General features: G+C 52.3%; 13 protein-coding genes. 4 read left to right on the forward strand and 9 right to left on the reverse strand.

Annotated elements, in window-relative coordinates; genetic code table 11:
* Positions 1 to 24: 24 nt before the first annotated feature.
* The 4 genes from OGY01_RS14055 to gltB all read right to left on the reverse strand — a co-directional run bounded on the left by OGY01_RS14055 (position 25) and on the right by gltB (position 8,688).
* Positions 25 to 1,305: a cytosine deaminase gene (locus OGY01_RS14055; RefSeq protein WP_045448111.1), complete on the reverse strand. Its 1,281-nt coding sequence runs from the start codon at positions 1,303 to 1,305 to the stop codon at positions 25 to 27.
* On the reverse strand, positions 1,295 to 2,545 hold the full coding sequence (gene codB, locus OGY01_RS14060; protein ID WP_045448109.1) for a cytosine permease: 1,251 nt from the start codon (positions 2,543 to 2,545) through the stop codon (positions 1,295 to 1,297). The genes OGY01_RS14055 and codB overlap by 11 nt, the downstream gene beginning before the upstream one ends.
* Positions 2,546 to 2,796: 251 nt before the next feature.
* The gene (gene gltD / locus OGY01_RS14065) at positions 2,797 to 4,215 is read right to left on the reverse strand and encodes a glutamate synthase subunit GltD (RefSeq protein WP_048220478.1); all 1,419 of its coding nucleotides are present in this window, start codon (positions 4,213 to 4,215) and stop codon (positions 2,797 to 2,799) included.
* A 12-nt stretch (positions 4,216 to 4,227) separates the two neighbouring features.
* Positions 4,228 to 8,688: a glutamate synthase large subunit gene (gene gltB, locus OGY01_RS14070; protein WP_144243087.1), complete on the reverse strand. Its 4,461-nt coding sequence runs from the start codon at positions 8,686 to 8,688 to the stop codon at positions 4,228 to 4,230.
* Between the two features lie 684 nt (positions 8,689 to 9,372).
* Between gltB and mnmL the strand changes: the two genes are divergently transcribed.
* The 4 genes from mnmL (at position 9,373) to mtgA (ending at position 14,332) form a co-directional block, all read left to right on the forward strand.
* Positions 9,373 to 10,302, forward strand: a complete 930-nt coding sequence (mnmL, locus tag OGY01_RS14075) for a tRNA modification radical SAM protein MnmL/YtqA (protein ID WP_286493259.1) — start codon at positions 9,373 to 9,375, stop codon at positions 10,300 to 10,302.
* Positions 10,303 to 10,396: 94 nt separating this feature from the next.
* The gene (gene arcB / locus OGY01_RS14080; RefSeq protein WP_045448104.1) at positions 10,397 to 12,733 is read left to right on the forward strand and encodes an aerobic respiration two-component sensor histidine kinase ArcB; all 2,337 of its coding nucleotides are present in this window, start codon (positions 10,397 to 10,399) and stop codon (positions 12,731 to 12,733) included.
* A 229-nt stretch (positions 12,734 to 12,962) separates the two neighbouring features.
* On the forward strand, positions 12,963 to 13,616 hold the full coding sequence (gene elbB / locus OGY01_RS14085; protein ID WP_045448101.1) for an isoprenoid biosynthesis glyoxalase ElbB: 654 nt from the start codon (positions 12,963 to 12,965) through the stop codon (positions 13,614 to 13,616).
* Positions 13,613 to 14,332 carry a monofunctional biosynthetic peptidoglycan transglycosylase gene (mtgA, locus tag OGY01_RS14090; protein ID WP_045448098.1) on the forward strand — a complete coding sequence of 240 codons (720 nt, stop codon included), beginning with the start codon at positions 13,613 to 13,615 and terminating at the stop codon, positions 14,330 to 14,332. The genes elbB and mtgA overlap by 4 nt, the downstream gene beginning before the upstream one ends.
* A 47-nt stretch (positions 14,333 to 14,379) precedes the next feature.
* Here the strand turns inward: mtgA and npr are convergent, their stop codons facing one another.
* The 5 genes from npr to rpoN form a co-directional block, all read right to left on the reverse strand.
* Positions 14,380 to 14,652, reverse strand: a complete 273-nt coding sequence (gene npr, locus OGY01_RS14095) for a PTS phosphocarrier protein NPr (RefSeq protein WP_045448095.1) — start codon at positions 14,650 to 14,652, stop codon at positions 14,380 to 14,382.
* Entirely contained in the window at positions 14,649 to 15,503 is an 855-nt protein-coding gene (rapZ, locus tag OGY01_RS14100; protein WP_003025085.1) for an RNase adapter RapZ, read from the reverse strand. The genes npr and rapZ overlap by 4 nt, the downstream gene beginning before the upstream one ends.
* Before the next feature lie 45 nt (positions 15,504 to 15,548).
* The gene (ptsN, locus tag OGY01_RS14105; RefSeq protein ID WP_045448092.1) at positions 15,549 to 16,040 is read right to left on the reverse strand and encodes a PTS IIA-like nitrogen regulatory protein PtsN; all 492 of its coding nucleotides are present in this window, start codon (positions 16,038 to 16,040) and stop codon (positions 15,549 to 15,551) included.
* 83 nt (positions 16,041 to 16,123) lie between these two features.
* Positions 16,124 to 16,411, reverse strand: coding sequence for a ribosome hibernation promoting factor (hpf, locus tag OGY01_RS14110; protein ID WP_005121327.1), 288 nt, complete (start codon positions 16,409 to 16,411; stop codon positions 16,124 to 16,126).
* A gap of 22 nt (positions 16,412 to 16,433) precedes the next feature.
* Positions 16,434 to 17,867: an RNA polymerase factor sigma-54 gene (rpoN, locus tag OGY01_RS14115; protein ID WP_045448089.1), complete on the reverse strand. Its 1,434-nt coding sequence runs from the start codon at positions 17,865 to 17,867 to the stop codon at positions 16,434 to 16,436.
* Positions 17,868 to 17,899 lie beyond the last annotated feature (32 nt).

Here is a 17,899-nt window from a genome sequence, read left to right on the forward strand (position 1 = left end):
TGCGGCAATATTTGAAACAACAACCTACCGTTTAAACGTTACCGCTTCCGGCTGTGTCAGATGTAACGTTGTCTGGCTTGGTTTCGTCTCGGCAATGACTCGCCCGTGGCGAATTGAATAACGTGCCGGCGTTTGGCGACGAACCGCATCAAACCCGTTTTCAGCAGGTAAAATCACCAGGTTAGCGGAATTTCCCACGCTCAGGCCGTAGTCCTGCAAATGCAGGGTTTTCGCGCTATGGGTAGTGACGAGGTTCAGCCCATCATTAATTTGTCCGTATCCCATCAACTGGCACACGTGTAATCCCATATGCAGCACTTGCAGCATATTCGCGGTTCCCAACGGATACCACGGATCGAAGACGTCATCATGACCAAAGCAGACATTGATATCCGCCTCCAGCATCTCTTTGACGCGAGTTACACCACGGCGCTTCGGATAAGTATCAAAACGCCCTTGCAGGTGAATATTCACCAGCGGATTAGCAACGAAGTTAATGCCCGACATTTTCAGCAGGCGGAAAAGGCGGGAAGCATACGCGCCGTTATAGGAGTGCATTGCCGTGGTATGGCTGGCGGTCACGCGTTCTCCCATTCCGTCGCGATGTGCCAGTGCCGCTACGGTTTCAACAAAGCGTGATTGCTCGTCATCAATTTCGTCACAGTGCACATCGATGAGTCGGTCGTACTTTTGCGCCAGGGCGAAAATTTTATGCAACGACTCAACGCCATATTCACGCGTAAACTCAAAGTGGGGGATTGCGCCAATGACGTCGGCCCCCAGACGCACGGCTTCTTCTAACAGCGCTTCACCGTTGGGGTAAGAAAGGATGCCTTCCTGCGGGAACGCAACGATTTGCAGTTCCACCCATGGCGCGACCTCTTGTTTCACCTCCAGCATGGCTTTCAGTGCCGTGAGCGTGGGGTCTGAAACATCAACGTGAGTACGAACATACTGGATGCCATTGGCCATCTGCCACTTCAGGGTCTGCATTGCGCGGGTCTTCACATCTTCGTGAGTGAGCATCGCCTTACGTTCAGCCCAGCGCTCAATACCCTCAAACAACGTACCCGACAGGTTCCAGTTTGGTTCACCTGCGGTTTGCGTGGTGTCCAGATGGATATGCGGCTCAACGAACGGCGGAATGGCCAGACCGCCTTCAGCATCAAGAACTTCACTCTGCGGTAAAGATGCAGCGTCCTGAGGTTCAATACGGCTAAAACGCCCGTTTTCAATGGTGAGTTGCCACAATCCTTCGCGTCCTTGTAAACGCGCCTGACGAATGGTGAGGGTATTATTCTGCATGGCTGACCTCCGGGGATTTAGCAAGGCTGCGATTGAAAAGTGGATTCAGCAGGATGTAGCTGAATACGCCGCCGAGTACGGCGTTGACCGGCACAACGCCGGGGATATAGTGTCCGGCGGCAATGCCCAGTGCAACGGACAGAATAGCCACCCAGTTTACGGGAATAAACCGCGCGTTGTTGAAATCGGCATACCGGCGATGGTTCAACAGATAATCGGCGATAATCACCCCACCAATAGGGGGGATCGCCGCCGACAGAAAGGTCAGCCAGCCGACAAAGTTATTGTAAAGCCACAGCGCGCACAGTGTACCAATAATGCCGTTTACTACCGAAAGCGTACGGCTGGAAAGACCGGTAATATTGGCAAAACCTAAACCGGATGCGTATAACGCGTTGTCATTGGTCGTCCAGATATTCAGGCCGAGAACCACAATTGCTGGCAGCAGCAGCCCCTGGGCGATCATCACGTCAGAGATATCCGCCTGCCCTACGGCGGCGGCGCCTGCTGCACCGAAGATAAACATTAATGAGTTGCCAAGGAAGAATGCCACCATGGCAATGAGCACCGCGCCTTTGGCATTACGGCCAAAGCGGACGAAGTCGGCGGTCAGTGTACCTGCGCTGACAAACGAGCCTACCACCAGCGCCAGTGCGGTTGAAAAATTCAGCGGCGTTTGCGGCACAATCGTTTTTAAATGATCCAAACCACCTACGTCGCTCACCGCCAGCCAGACCGAGTAGCTGCCAAGAATAACGATAGCGGGTACGGCGATGACAGATAACACCGTCAATGCCGAGATGCCAAAAAAGATGGTCATTGTCATCAACAGGCCGGAAACGGCAATCAGGATATTGACGTCAATTCCCGTCGCTTTGCCAACCGGGATGGCGAACATTGCCACGCCAACGCCAAACCAGCCCACCTGCGTACCGCCCAGTAGCATCGAGGGAAGCCAGGAACCTTTTATACCAAATGAGTAACGTGCGAGGAGGTGGGTGGATAACCCTGTTTTTGCGCCAATGTAACCGAGAAATGCAGTGTAAATACCGAGGAGGAGATTACCGAAGAGAACTGCCAGGAAGAAATCATTATAGGAAAGACCGGTACCGAGTGTGCCTCCGGTCCACATACTTGCTGAAAAGAACGTTAACCCCAACATCACAAACGTCAGTGGAACCACGCCTTTTCGCGCCGCCAGAGGGACGGGGCCCTGGCTATAATTGTTATCTTGCGACACAACGCCTCCTTGAATTTGGACCAAAAAATCCGCCGCATAATATACAGTTTCCAGAATAAAGCAAACGTTTCCGTCTAATTATTACTTTGTTTTCATTCGCGGTATTGATGTGTTGGGGGGATTGATTCGGAGAGTTTTTCCCGTTGAAAATCGTGTTGTCATGCTGGCTTACATGACAGTGCTTGATGGTATTGCGGCAGGAGTTTGGTATCTCATCCACGGATGCAGATGAGATACCAGAAGAAGCTGGATTACACTTCCAGGTAATTCATAATCCCGTCAGCAGCTTTACGGCCTTCGGCTATCGCCGTTACCACCAAATCCGAACCGCGCACGATGTCACCACCGGCGAAGATTTTTGGGTTGCTGGTCTGGAAGGCGTTGTCACTGCGTTCCGGAGCAATAATACGCCCCTGCGAATCGAGTTCGACGCTGTGTTTAGCCAGCCACTCCATGCTGTGCGGGCGGAAACCAAACGCCATAACAACCGCATCAGCAGGAACAACGTGCTCGGAACCCGCGACGATCTCCGCGCGACGGCGACCTTTGGCATCCGGTGCGCCCATCTCAGTACGCGCCATTTTTACGCCGCAGACTTTACCGTTGGCGTTGACTTCAACACCTAATGGCTGGACGTTAAACTGGAATTCCACGCCCTCTTCACGCGCATTTTTTACTTCGCGTTTAGAACCCGGCATGTTTTCTTCGTCGCGACGATAGGCGCAGACAACGTGTGACGCGTTTTGACGAACAGAAGTACGCACACAGTCCATCGCCGTATCACCACCGCCCAGCACAACCACGCGTTTGCCTTCCATGCTGATGTATGGTTCGTCGCTGCTTTCGCCAAAGCCCATCAGTTGCTTGGTATTGGCAATCAGGAACGGCAGGGCGTCAAACACGCCATCGGCATCTTCGTTTTCCAGTCCGCCGCGCATCGACTGATAGGTGCCAACGCCAAGGAACACGGCGTCGTAATCCTTCAGCAAATCGTCGAGTTGTACGTCGCGACCGACTTCAACGTTGAGTTTGAACTCTATGCCCATGCCGGTGAAAATTTCACGGCGGCGGGTCATGACCTCTTTCTCCAGCTTGAAGGCCGGAATACCGAAGGTTAGCAGGCCGCCGATCTCTGGATGGCGGTCAAACACCACGGCCTTCACGCCGTTACGGGTCAGCACGTCAGCACAGGCCAGACCAGCCGGACCGGCGCCGATAATCGCCACGCGTTTGTCGGTCTGGCGAACGCCAGTCATATCCGGACGCCAGCCCATCTCAAACGCTTTATCGTTGATATAACGTTCAATGTTGCCGATAGTTACCGCGCCAAACTCGTCGTTCAGCGTACAGGAACCCTCACACAAACGGTCCTGTGGGCAGACACGGCCGCAGACTTCCGGCAGCGTGTTAGTCTGGTGAGACAGCTCCGCGGCTTCAAAAATACGTCCCTCGTTGGCGAGCTTCAGCCAGTTCGGAATGTAGTTATGTACCGGGCATTTCCATTCGCAGTATGGGTTACCGCAGGACAGGCAGCGATCCGCCTGCGCCTTGGCCTGACCTTCGGAAAATGGCTCGTAAATTTCGATAAACTCGATCTTGCGGATCTTCAGCGGTTTCTTCGGCGGATCAACGCGCTGCAGGTCGATAAATTGGTATACGTTCTGACTCATTGCTGCTACCCCTTACTGCGCCTGCACACGCAGCTCAGCTGCGCTACGACTACGGTGACCCAACAGTGCTTTCACATCACTGGATTTTGGTTTAACCAGCGCGAATTTCGCCGAGAATGCCGGCCAGTTGGCCAGGATCTCTTCGCCGTGTGAAGAACCGGTATGCTGTACGTGTTCGGTAATAAGCCCGCGCAGATGCTCTTCATGGATAGCCAGAGAGTCCACACTCAACACTTCGACCAGTTCAGGGTTTACGCGTTTGCGGAATTCGCCGTCTTCGTCCAGCACGTAGGCGAACCCGCCCGTCATACCCGCACCGAAGTTGACGCCTGTTTTCCCAAGAATACAGACGATGCCGCCGGTCATATATTCGCAACCGTTGTCACCAATGCCTTCTACTACGGTAATCGCGCCTGAGTTACGTACGGCGAATCGTTCACCTGCTCGACCCGCGGCGAATAAACGACCACCGGTAGCACCGTACAGACAGGTGTTGCCGATGATACTTGCTTCATGGCTACGGAAGGCAGAACCCACCGGTGGGCGCACAGCCAGCAAGCCACCCGCCATACCTTTACCGACATAGTCATTGGCATCGCCGGTCAGATACAACTCAACGCCACCTGCGTTCCATACACCGAAGCTTTGTCCTGCAGTACCGCTGAAATGCGCTTTGATAGGATCGGAGGCCAGCCCCTGATCGCCGTGCGTTTGTGCGATATAGCCAGACAATGATGCGCCGACAGAACGATCGGTGTTGCGGATATCGAACCAGAAAGTTTTACTCTGGCGATCATCGACAAACGGTTTCGCCTGCTGCAGTAATTGTGCGTTCAGCACGCCGTTATCAAACGGCGGGTTGTTCTCGGTGCAGAACAGCGCTTTACCCGGATGCGGCTCGGCGGTTTCCAGCAGCCGGGACAGCTCCAGTTTCTGCTGTTTGGCGGTGTATCCTTCCAGCTCGGTGAGCAGATCGGTACGGCCAATCAGGTCTACCAGGCGTTTTACGCCCAGTTGCGCCATCAGCTCTCGGGTTTCACGGGCAACAAATTCAAAGTAGTTGGTGACTTTGAACGGCAGACCATGATAGTGATTCTTACGCAGTTTTTCGTCCTGAGTCGCCACGCCAGTTGCGCAGTTGTTCAGGTGGCAAATACGCAGATATTTACAGCCCAGCGCCACCATCGGACCGGTACCGAAGCCGAAGCTTTCCGCTCCCAGAATTGCCGCTTTGATGATATCGACGCCAGTTTTCAGTCCGCCATCAACCTGCAAACGAATCTTATGGCGCAGACCGTTAGCCACCAGTGCCTGTTGGGTTTCAACCAGCCCCAGTTCCCACGGACAACCCGCATATTTTACTGACGAGAGTGGGCTGGCTCCGGTGCCGCCGTCATAGCCTGCGATGGTGATGAGATCCGCATACGCTTTTGCCACACCGGTAGCGATGGTGCCGACGCCAGGTTCGGAAACCAGTTTGACGGAGATCATCGCTTTCGGGTTGACCTGTTTCAGGTCGAAAATCAGCTGCGCTAAGTCCTCGATTGAGTAGATATCGTGGTGCGGCGGCGGGGAGATCAACGTCACGCCCGGTACCGAATAACGCAGTTTGGCGATGTACGGAGTCACTTTATCACCCGGCAACTGACCACCTTCACCCGGCTTCGCGCCCTGTGCGACTTTAATCTGAATCACATCGGCGTTAACCAGATACGCCGGGGTAACTCCGAAGCGGCCGGAAGCGACCTGCTTAATGCGTGACACCTTGTTGGTGCCGTAACGCGCCGGATCTTCACCGCCTTCACCGGAGTTAGAGTTGCCGCCGATGCTGTTCATTGCTTCGGCCAACGCTTCGTGCGCTTCCGGACTTAATGCGCCGATAGACATCGCTGCGGTATCAAAGCGTTTAAACAGTTCTGTTGCTGGTTCTACGTCGTTAATGCTTATGGCTTCATCACCAGGCGTGATTGCCAGCAGGTCGCGCAGCGTCGCCGCCGGGCGCTCATTTACCAGTTTTGCATATTCCTGATAGTCGCTATATTCCCCGCTTTGTACCGCCTGTTGCAGAGTACGTACCACGTCTGGGTTGTAAGCGTGGTATTCACCGCCGTGAACGTACTTCAGCAGGCCGCCCTGACTAATCGGTTTACGTGCCAGCCAGGCATGCTTGGAGAGATTCAGCAGATCCTGCTGGAAATCGGCAAATCCAGCACCGCTGATGCGACTGACTACGCCCTGGAAGCAGAGCGCAACGACGTCATCATGCAGACCAACGGCTTCAAACAGCTTAGAGCAGCGGTAAGAGGCGATCGTCGAAATGCCCATTTTGGACATGATTTTGTACAGGCCTTTGTTGATGCCGTTACGGTAGTTCTGCATCACGGTCCGGTAATCTTTGGCTATCGCCTGCGTATCGATCAGGCGCCCCAGCGTCTCATACGCGAGGTATGGATAGACCGCCGTCGCGCCAAAGCCCAACAGGACTGCAAAGTGGTGCGGATCGCGTACGCTGGCAGTTTCAACGATGATGTTGGCGTCACAGCGCAGGCTTTGTTCTACCAGACGCGTTTGCACTGCGCCGACCGCCATCGGTGCCGGGACTGGCAAGCGGTTTTTGGCAATGTTACGGTCGGAAAGTACCAGCAGCACCGTGCCGTTACGCACCATCTGCTCGGCCTTGTCGCACAGTGCTTTGACGGTCTCTTCAAGCGTGGTTTCGGTCACGTCAAAGGTTATGTCCAGCGTATCCGCGCGATAGTGTTCCTCTTTCATAGTGGTGAGCTGTTTGAAATCGGAGTACAGCAGGATCGGCGATTTGAAACTCAGACGGTGTGCCTGGCCTTCCGCTTCGCAGAAGACGTTCATCTCACGACCGATGCTGGTGGCCAGTGACATCACATGCGCTTCACGCAGCGGATCGATAGGCGGGTTAGTCACCTGCGCAAACTGCTGGCGGAAGTAGTCATAAATAATGCGTGGCTGACTGGAGAGTACAGCAAACGGGGTATCGTCACCCATTGAGCCAACCGCTTCCTGACCATTTTCACCCAGCACGCGGATGACGGAATCCAGCTCTTCAGCGCTGTAATTAAACTGCTTCTGGTAGCTGGCAAGGGTGTCATCGTCCAGCTCGCGGCTACCGACCTGATCGTCAGCCAGATCTTCAAACGGTACCAGACGGCGGACATTTTTCTCCATCCACTCTTTGTACGGGTGGCGGCTTTTCAGATCGTCATCGGTTTCGGCTGAGTGCAGAATGCGCCCACTGCGGGTATCGATAACCATTAGTTCGCCCGGACCGACGCGGCCTTTCTCGACAACTTCATCCGGCTGATAGTCCCAAATCCCCACTTCAGAGGCGCAGGTGATGAGCTTGTCTTTGGTGATCACGTAGCGTGCCGGGCGCAGGCCGTTACGGTCCAGGTTACATGCGGCAAAGCGGCCGTCAGACATAACAATACCTGCCGGACCATCCCATGGCTCCATGTGCATGGAGTTAAAGTCAAAGAATGCGCGCAGTTCCGGGTCCATGTCAGGGTTGTTCTGCCAGGCTGGTGGCACCAGCAGGCGCATGGCTCGGATAATGTCCATGCCGCCTGCCAGAAGCAGCTCCAGCATGTTATCCATTGAGCTGGAGTCGGAGCCGGTTTCGTTGACGAAAGGAGCGGCATCATGGAGATCAGGGATCAGCGGCGTCTGAAATTTATAGGTACGTGCGCGGGCCCACTGACGGTTACCGGTGATGGTGTTGATCTCACCGTTGTGCGCCAGGTAGCGGAACGGTTGCGCCAGCGGCCAGCGTGGTACGGTGTTGGTGGAGAAGCGCTGATGGAACAGACAGATAGCTGATTCCAGACGCAGGTCCGCCAGGTCCAGGTAAAAGCGCGGCAGGTCCGCCGGCATACACAGACCTTTGTAGATGTTGACCAGGTTAGACAAGCTGCAGACGTAGAAGTCTTTATCTTCCTGGAGGCGTTTTTCGATACGGCGACGCGCGATGAACAGGCGGCGTTCCATGTCGCGCGGACGCCAGCCCGCAGGGGCGTTAACAAAAATTTGCTCAATTCGAGGCAGGGAGGAGAGGGCGATTTCACCGAGGACACCTTCGTTGGTGGGTACTTCGCGCCAACCAACAATCGACAAGGTTTCCTGCTGTAATTCTTCTTCAACAATGCGACGAGATGCAGCCGCCAGTTCAGCGTCTTTATTTAAAAAGATCATGCCGACGGCGTAGTTTTTGGCTAAACGCCAGCCGCGCTCCTGAGCAACGATACGAAAAAAGCGGTCAGGTTTTTGTAACAGCAGGCCGCAACCATCGCCGGTTTTACCATCGGCAAGAATTGCGCCACGGTGCTGCATACGGGCCAGCGCGTGTATGGCGGTACGCACTACCTTGTGGCTAGGTTCGCCTTCTATGTGGGCGATCAGGCCGAAACCACAGTTATCCTTCTCAAGGGATTTATCGTACAACATATCAGTGAACCTCCCCAGGCTCTGCGAGATCCCCATCTGAACCGTTGCGCACGGGCACACCAAGAGCATGGCGACGGGGTTTGCGTGTCATACGCTTACCTCGCATTCGCCCTCTTTATCCTTTTCGCACAGGTCAAACAAGTTTGAGGACTTGCTTCAGAGGGAATCTCAATTACTGCATAAATATGATGAGCAGACTGCTCATCCAGAAAGCTTCCAGCGGATTTCCAAGTTATCGGGAATCCACACACAGGTCAAATGGCAATCTTATTTATACAAAAATGTGCTATAGGAAGATTAACTTTATGAATATATTGAAATTAAAGGCGTTTTTACATTGATTTAACGTGTGTGGAATGGATGGTGAAGTGTGATCTGTCTCACTGTCAGAAAGGCCTGTTATCCCTCGTCCTCCCTTTGTTTATCGTGATGACTGGCATTTTATGCTGGATTTTAGAGTTTTGGCGTCTTAAAGATACTGTTTTTATACAAGAGCTAAAAGAACATAAAAAAAATAGCGGGATATAAGGAAAAATAATTACATTTGGATTGAATGAAATTTCGGTTATTTTGATTTGTTATGCAATAAATAAAGGCACGCCAGGGCGATTGATCCAGGTCATCGCCAACGGGGGCTAAAAATGGCAGGCTTTGGCCTCTTTTCAAGGCGCGGTCTATCAGATTATGCAGTTACAGAAATTAGTCAATATGTTTGGTGGGGATCTTTCTCGTCGTTATGGGCAAAAAGTTCATAAACTCACGCTGCACGGTGGGTTTAGCTGCCCAAATCGCGATGGTACCATCGGACGCGGTGGATGTACTTTCTGTAATGTGGCCTCTTTTGCCGATGAGGCCCAACAGCATCATTCCATTGCCGAACAGCTTGAACATCAGGCGCACCTGGTGAATCGCGCTAAGCGCTATCTGGCCTATTTCCAGGCCTATACCAGCACCTTTGCGGAAGTGCAGGTGCTGCGTTCTATGTATCAGCAGGCGGTCAGTCAGGCCAATATTGTTGGTCTGTGCGTTGGGACGCGCCCCGATTGTGTTCCGGAAGCGGTGCTTGATCTGCTTTGCGAATATAAAGATCAGGGATATGAGGTGTGGCTGGAGCTGGGGCTGCAAACTGCGCATGATAAAACCCTGCACCGCATCAATCGTGGACATGATTTTGCCTGCTATCAGCGAACCACTCAGTTAGCGCGTGAACGCGGGTTGAAAGTGTGTTCGCACCTTATTGTCGGTCTGCCGGGAGAAGGGCAAATGGAATGTCTGCAAACGCTGGAACGCGTGGTGGATACCGGAGTCGATGGAATTAAGCTGCATCCCCTGCATATCGTGAAGGGCAGCATTATGGCGAAAGCCTGGGAGGCCGGGCGCCTGAGCGGTATTGAGCTGGGTGATTACACAGTGACGGCGGGAGAGATGATTCGCCACACTCCGCCAGAGGTTATCTATCACCGAATTTCTGCCAGCGTCCGTCGCCCGACGTTATTAGCCCCATTATGGTGTGAAAATCGCTGGACCGGGATGGTCGAACTGGATAAGTACCTTAACGAATATGGTGTACAGGGGTCAGCTCTGGGACGGCCCTGGAACCCGCCGGCAGTGTAGCGCGATGAGGGAAACTACGCATTTTTGGCACAATCTTAAACGTCGCGCTGAGAATTGAGTATTATTGTGCCAAGTTGTCGTGAAGGAACCCTCTATGAAGCAAATTCGTATGCTGGCGCAATATTATGTCGACCTGATGATGAAGTTAGGTCTGGTGCGCTTTTCGCTGCTATTGGCGCTGGCTTTGGTTGTGTTGGCAATTGTGGTGCAGATGGCTGTCACCATGGTGCTGCATGGTCAGGTAGAAAGTATTGATGTTATCCGTTCAATCTTTTTTGGTCTGTTAATTACCCCGTGGGCCGTCTATTTCCTGTCAGTGGTAGTGGAACAACTGGAGGAGTCCCGACAGCGCCTGTCACGACTGGTACAGAAGCTGGAAGAGATGCGTGAGCGCGATCTCAAGCTTAATGTACAACTGAAGGACAATATTGCTCAGCTCAATCAGCAGATCGTAGAACGTGAAAAGGCAGAAGCGGAGCGCCAGGAAACGTTTGAGCAGCTTAAGGTGGAAATTAAAGAGCGCGAAGAAGCGCAGATCCAGCTTGAACAACAGTCCTCTTTTCTGCGTTCTTTCCTCGATGCGTCGCCGGATCTGGTTTTTTATCGCAATGAGGATAAAGAATTTTCCGGCTGTAACCGTGCGATGGAATTGCTGACCGGCAAGAGTGAAAAGCAACTGGTAAATTTAAAACCGGCTGACGTTTATTCCCCTGAGGCGGCAGAGAAGGTTATCGAAACTGATGAGAAAGTGTTCCGCCATAATGTTTCGCTCACTTATGAACAATGGCTGGATTATCCGGACGGACGTAAAGCCTGCTTTGAAATTCGTAAAGTGCCTTATTACGACCGAGTTGGTAAGCGACATGGTCTGATGGGCTTTGGGCGCGATATTACCGAGCGTAAGCGTTATCAGGACGCACTTGAGCGTGCCAGTCGCGATAAGACCACCTTCATTTCGACTATCAGCCACGAACTGCGAACACCACTGAACGGCATTGTCGGTTTAAGCCGGATCCTACTGGATACAGATCTGACCGCCGAGCAGGAAAAATACCTCAAAACCATCCATGTTTCTGCCGTCACGTTGGGTAATATTTTCAACGATATTATCGACATGGATAAGATGGAACGGCGTAAAGTCCAACTGGATAACCAGCCGATTGATTTCACCAGCTTTATGGCGGATCTGGAAAACCTGTCAGGCCTTCAGGCGCAACAAAAAGGGCTACGCTTTGTCCTGGAACCGACGTTGCCTCTGCCGCATAAGGTCATCACAGACGGGACGCGTTTACGCCAGATCCTGTGGAACCTGATCAGTAATGCCGTGAAATTCACCCAGCAAGGACAGGTCACCGTTCGGGCGCGTTATGACGAAGGAAGTATTCTGCATTTTGAAGTTGAAGATTCCGGGATCGGTATTCCGCAGGATGAGCAGGATAAGATCTTCGCCATGTATTATCAGGTGAAAGACAGTAACGGTGGTAAACCGGCAACAGGTACCGGGATTGGTCTCGCGGTATCCCGCCGTCTGGCGAAGAATATGGGGGGGGATATCACGGTCTCCAGCCAGCCAGGAAAAGGTTCAGTCTTTACGCTAACCGTTCATGCGCCTGCCGTAGCGGAAGAGATTGAAGACGCCTTTGAAGAGGATGATATGCCGTTGCCAGCTCTGAATGTGTTGCTGGTAGAGGATATTGAACTGAATGTGATTGTTGCGCGTTCAGTGCTGGAAAAACTAGGCAACAGCGTGGATGTCGCGATGACCGGGAAAGCTGCGCTGGAAATGTTCAAGCCGGGGGAATACGACCTGGTACTGCTGGATATTCAGTTGCCAGATATGACGGGGCTGGATATCTCCAGAGAGCTTACCCAAAAATACGCGCGTGAAGACCTGCCGCCGCTGGTAGCGCTTACTGCCAACGTACTGAAGGATAAGAAAGAATATCTTGATGCGGGAATGGATGACGTGCTGAGTAAGCCATTATCGGTTCCGGCGTTAACCGCCATGATCAAAAAATACTGGGATACCCGAAACAAAGAGGAGAGCACTGTGACATCTGAAGAAAGCAGTAAATCGCAAGCGCTGTTAGATATTCCCATGTTGGAACAATACCTCGAGCTGGTGGGACCGAAGTTGATTACCGATGGGCTGGCGGTGTTTGAGAAGATGATGCCGGGATATTTGAGCGTCCTGGAGTCCAATCTGACTGCGCGTGATAAAAAAGGCGTTGTTGAAGAAGGCCACAAAATCAAAGGTGCTGCGGGATCGGTTGGCCTGCGACATCTGCAGCAACTGGGACAGCAAATTCAATCACCAGACCTTCCTGCCTGGGAAGATAACGTGGCTGAATGGATTGAAGAGATGAAGCAAGAGTGGCAACACGACGTGGCGGTATTAAGAGCCTGGGTAGCGAGCGTGGAAAAAAAATGACCCCGGCTTAACCGGGGTGCGCGAATACTGCGCCAACACCAGGGAAATCGTGGCTGCGCCGTAAATTATTATCATTGTTTACAAGGGCGCAGCCCTAAATTTCAGGCCGCACGCAGTTAAGATAGCAAATCTTAAATAATTTGTTACATGAATCAGTTAAATGTGTGAAGCGTAGCATTTTAATAAGAATTATTAATATGCTTCAGTCAGTTGCGAAAGGAGTATCTCGATGAAAAAAGTTGGCGTTGTGCTCAGTGGATGTGGTGTATATGACGGTTCAGAGATCCATGAAGCCGTGCTAACCCTTCTGGCGATTGCTCGCAGCGGTGCTCAGGCTATCTGTTTTGCACCGGATAAACAGCAGGTGGATGTCATTAATCATCTGACGGGTGAGCCGATGCAGGAAGCACGCAACGTCCTGATTGAAGCAGCACGTATTGCGCGGGGTGATATCCGTCCTCTGGCCCAGGCTGTTTCTGCTGAACTTGATGCGCTGATTGTTCCTGGTGGGTTTGGCGCGGCGAAGAATCTGAGTAATTTTGCCAGCCAGGGCAGCGAATGTCGGGTTGATAGCGATTTGGCCGCGCTGGCGGTCGCTATGCATCAGTCAGGAAAACCGCTGGGATTTATGTGTATTGCTCCGGCGATGCTGCCAAAAATCTTTGATTTCCCACTGCGTCTGACAATTGGCACCGATATTGACACCGCGGAAGTGCTGGAAGATATGGGGGGCGAACATGTGCCTTGTCCGGTTGATGATATCGTGGTCGATGAAGACAACAAAATCGTCACTACACCGGCTTATATGCTGGCGCAGGATATAGCCCAGGCCGCAAGCGGTATCGATAAGCTGGTGGCGCGAGTGCTGGTGCTGGCTGAATGAGAAAAGGGGTCGCCGCCTTTTTGCGGCGTATTTTTCTGCGGGTGGTTGTTGTCCTCGCCGTTTTTTGGGGCGGCGGCATCGCGCTATTTAGCGTGGTGCCGGTGCCTTTCTCGGCAGTGATGGTCGAGCGGCAGCTTGGAGCATGGTTACAGGGACATTTCAGCTATGTGGCGCATTCAGACTGGGTCAGCATGGACGAGATATCGCCACTGATGGGGCTGGCGGTGATTGCAGCCGAGGACCAAAAATTTCCCGAACACTGGGGATTTGATGTCTCCGCCATAGAGAAAGCGCTGGAGCACAACGAACGTAACGAAAAGCGTATTCGCGGCGCGTCGACGTTGTCGCAGCAGACGGCAAAAAATCTTTTTCTGTGGGATGGGCGTAGCTGGGTGCGTAAAGGTCTGGAGGCTGGTCTGACGCTGGGTATGGAAACAGTCTGGAGCAAGAAACGTATTCTGACCGTCTATCTGAATATTGCTGAGTTTGGCGATGGTGTATTTGGCGTGGAAGCGGCGGCGCAGCGGTATTTCCATAAGCCCGCCAGCCGGTTGAGTCTGTCAGAAGCGGCATTACTGGCGGCGGTATTGCCAAATCCTCTGCGTTTTAAGGCGAATGCACCTTCAGGCTATGTTCGTAGCCGTCAGGCGTGGATCATGCGTCAAATGCGCCAGCTTGGCGGTGAGTCGTTTATGCGGGAAAATAAGCTGTATTAATCGGTGGTGTCGGATGGTGGTGTAAACGCCTTATCCGACCTTCCGGACTACTCTTCGTCAAACCCTGAATTAAACAACGCAATAACCGCTGCAAGGGCTTCAACTTCCTGTGGGCCAGAGGCTTCAATCTCTATCTGACGGCCTTTGGCGGAATCCAGCATTAGCAATGCGATAACGCTGTTTGCTTCGGCTTCCGTTCCTTCATCATTACGTAGCAGTACTTCTGCTTCAAAACCCTGCATTAATTCAAACAGTTTCATTGCGGGCCGGGCATGCATGCCCAGCTTATTCGTGATTTCAACAGTTTGCTTCACGGTCATGATTTACGTTTTTCCAGCGTACGATGGCGTGACTGTACGTTTTTACCGCGTGAGCGGAAGTAGTCTGCCAGTTGCTCTGCAATATACACCGAACGGTGCTTCCCGCCGGTACAGCCGATGGCTACGGTGAGGTAGCTGCGGTTGTTCGTCTCCAGCATGGGTAACCATAGCTCAAGATAGCTGCGAGTCTGGTAGATAAAATTGTGTACTTCTGTGTGTCGATCGAGGAAGGCGGCGACAGGCCTGTCAAGACCGGTCATCGGACGTAGTTTTGGATCCCAGTGTGGGTTAGGCAGGAATCGCACATCAAAGACGTAATCCGCATCTATTGGGATACCGTGTTTGAAACCAAAGGACTCGAATACCATCGTCAGTTCACGTTCACGTTTACCCAACAGTCGGGTACGTAACATTTCCGCCAGTTCGTGCACGGACATTTCCGAGGTATCAACGATCAAGTCTGCGCGGGAACGCAGTGGTTCCAGTAAATCACTTTCTTTATCAATCGCGCTTTCCAGAGATAAGTTTTTGCTGGAGAGCGGGTGCAGACGTCGCGTATCGCTGTAGCGGCGAATCAGCGTGTTACGGTCAGCATCAAGGAACAACAGCTGCGGTGAGAAGCCCTCTGGCAGGTTATTCATCGCCTGTTCGAAAATCTCTGGTGACTCAGGCATGTTGCGCACATCAATGCTGACAGCCGCAGAAATTTGGCGATCGGCAAGCGTTCTAGCCAGATCGGGCAACAACACGACGGGGAGGTTATCCACGCAGTAAAAACCCATATCTTCCAGCGCTCGCAGGGCGACAGATTTTCCCGACCCTGAGCGACCGCTGACGATCATCAGTACCATGTACTGTTTCTCCTCACAACGACAGAAAAAGATGCCATTGGGTTATTATGCCTCATCCTGTTCACCTTCGGTGTCCGTGATGATTTGATACAACTCCTGGTCGCTTTGTGCGGCGCGCAGGCGACGACAGATGGTTTTATCTGCCAGGCGTTTTGCAACCAGTGACAGCGTATGCAAATGCGTTTTGGTTTGATCGGCAGGGACCAGCAGAGCGAAAAGCAGATCAACAGGCTGATTATCAATGGCGTCGAAAGCGATGGGGGTTTCGAGTTGAACAAACACGCCGACCGCACGTAACGTATCTTCTTCCAGCTTACCGTGCGGAATTGCAATACCATTGCCGATGCCGGTACTGCCCATTTTCTCACGCGTCAGAATGGCTTCAAACACCACCTGAGGAGGCAAGCTGAGCTGCTTTGCCGCCAGTTCGCTAATGATTTCCAGTGCGCGTTTCTTACTTTGGCAGTGAACGGCCGCGCGTGTACATTCCTGGTTAAGAACATTGCTCAGTTGTAGAGTCGTATCGTTATTTGTCATAATTTCACCTAAGCGCTAACTGTACAAATGGCCTGTTGTGCTTCACAACAGGCCGTCCTGCACCCGCTAACTGCCCGGACAAGTTAGTGCTGTTTCAGTTTATCTTTATGTTTTGTTAGCTGCCGAGCCAGTTTATCAATTAAACCGTCAATGGCGGCGTACATATCCTGACCTTCCGCGCTGGCATGAATTTCGCCACCGTTCACATGCAGTGTTGCATCCGAGATGTGTGTAACCTTCTCCACTTTCAACACAATATAAACCTGATTAATCCTGTCGAAATATTGCTCAAGTTTGGCGAACTTTGTGGTAACAAAGTCGCGCAGGGCTTCAGTAATTTCGACGTTATTTCCAGTGATGTTGAGCTGCATAGTGTCTTCCTTATCGGTTGGGTCAGACCAGTTGTTTGCGCTGGTTAGACGGCGGAATGGATAAAGACTCTCGGTACTTCGCAACGGTGCGGCGCGCCACCATGATACCCTGTTCTGACAGCATAGAGGTTAACTTGCTGTCACTCAGCGGTTTCGCAGGGTTCTCCGCAGCAATTAATTTCTTCACCAGCGCGCGTATCGCTGTAGAAGAGGCTTCGCCTCCACCTTCAGTATTTACGTGACTGGAGAAGAAATACTTCAATTCAAAAATGCCGCGCGGACTGTGCAGGTATTTTTGCGTGGTCACTCGGGAAATGGTCGATTCGTGCATCTCGACGGCTTGGGCGATATCCGCCAGCACCATCGGTTTCATAAACTCTTCGCCTTGTTCAAAGAAGGCTTGCTGTTGCTCAACAATACAGCGACTGACGCGCAACAGTGTGTCATTACGGCTTTCCAGGCTTTTTATCAGCCACTTCGCATCCTGCAGATTACTACGGATAAACTGGCTGTCTGCATCGTTACGCGCACCGTTACACATGGCGGCGTAGTGCTGGTTGATTTGTAAGCGCGGAATGCTGTCGCTGTTCAGTTCGACGACCCAGCGATCGTTATGCTTACGTACCAGCACATCCGGGATCACGTATTCCGGTTCACCCGTCTGGATCGACTGTCCGGGTCTTGGGTCGAGCGACTGGATAAGATTTACAGCCTCTTTCAGTACATCTTCTTTCAGTCGGGTCACGCGCATCAGCGTGCGGAAGTCGTGATTGGCGAGCAGATCAAGATGATCGCTGATGATCAGGCGAGTTTCTTCCAGCCATGGTGTGGCTTTGTCAAACTGCGAAAGTTGGATCAGTAAGCAGTCACGGAGATCTTTTGCCGCAACACCAACAGGATCAAAACGTTGAACGCGTTTAAGCACGGCCTCGATTTCATCCATACCGATGTCATCATCGCCCATGCTTTCGAGAATTTCGTCCAGAGAAACCGTGAGATACCCTGTATCATCCACCGCGTCTACAATTGACGTCGCAATGGCGCGATCGGTATCCGAAAATGGAGTCAGCTCCACTTGCCACATTAGATAATCTTGTAGCGATTGCGTGGTTTCACCCTGATACACCGGCAGTTCGTCGTCAATGTAATCCCCGCTGGCCCCAGACGGCGTACCCGCGGTGTAAATTTCATCCCAACTGGTGTCTAGCGGTAGCTCTTCCGGCATCTCTTTTTGTTCGAGTGCATCTGCAGTATCGAGAGATTCGCTGTCCTGTTTTTCCTGGGTATCAATTTCGTCGTGAAGATCGGTTTGCTCGAGCAGTGGGTTACTTTCCAGCGCTTGCTGAAGTTCTTGCTGAAGTTCCAGCGTGGACAGCTGCAACAGACGGATAGCCTGTTGAAGCTGAGGCGTCATCGCCAGTTGTTGGCTAAGCCTGAGTTGCAAACCTTGCTTCATGTTCAGAGTTGTTTTCTCCCGCGGTAACGTGA

The sequence above is a fragment of the Citrobacter sp. Cm038 genome (assembly GCF_030333105.1).
Lineage (GTDB): Bacteria > Pseudomonadota > Gammaproteobacteria > Enterobacterales > Enterobacteriaceae > Citrobacter > Citrobacter murliniae.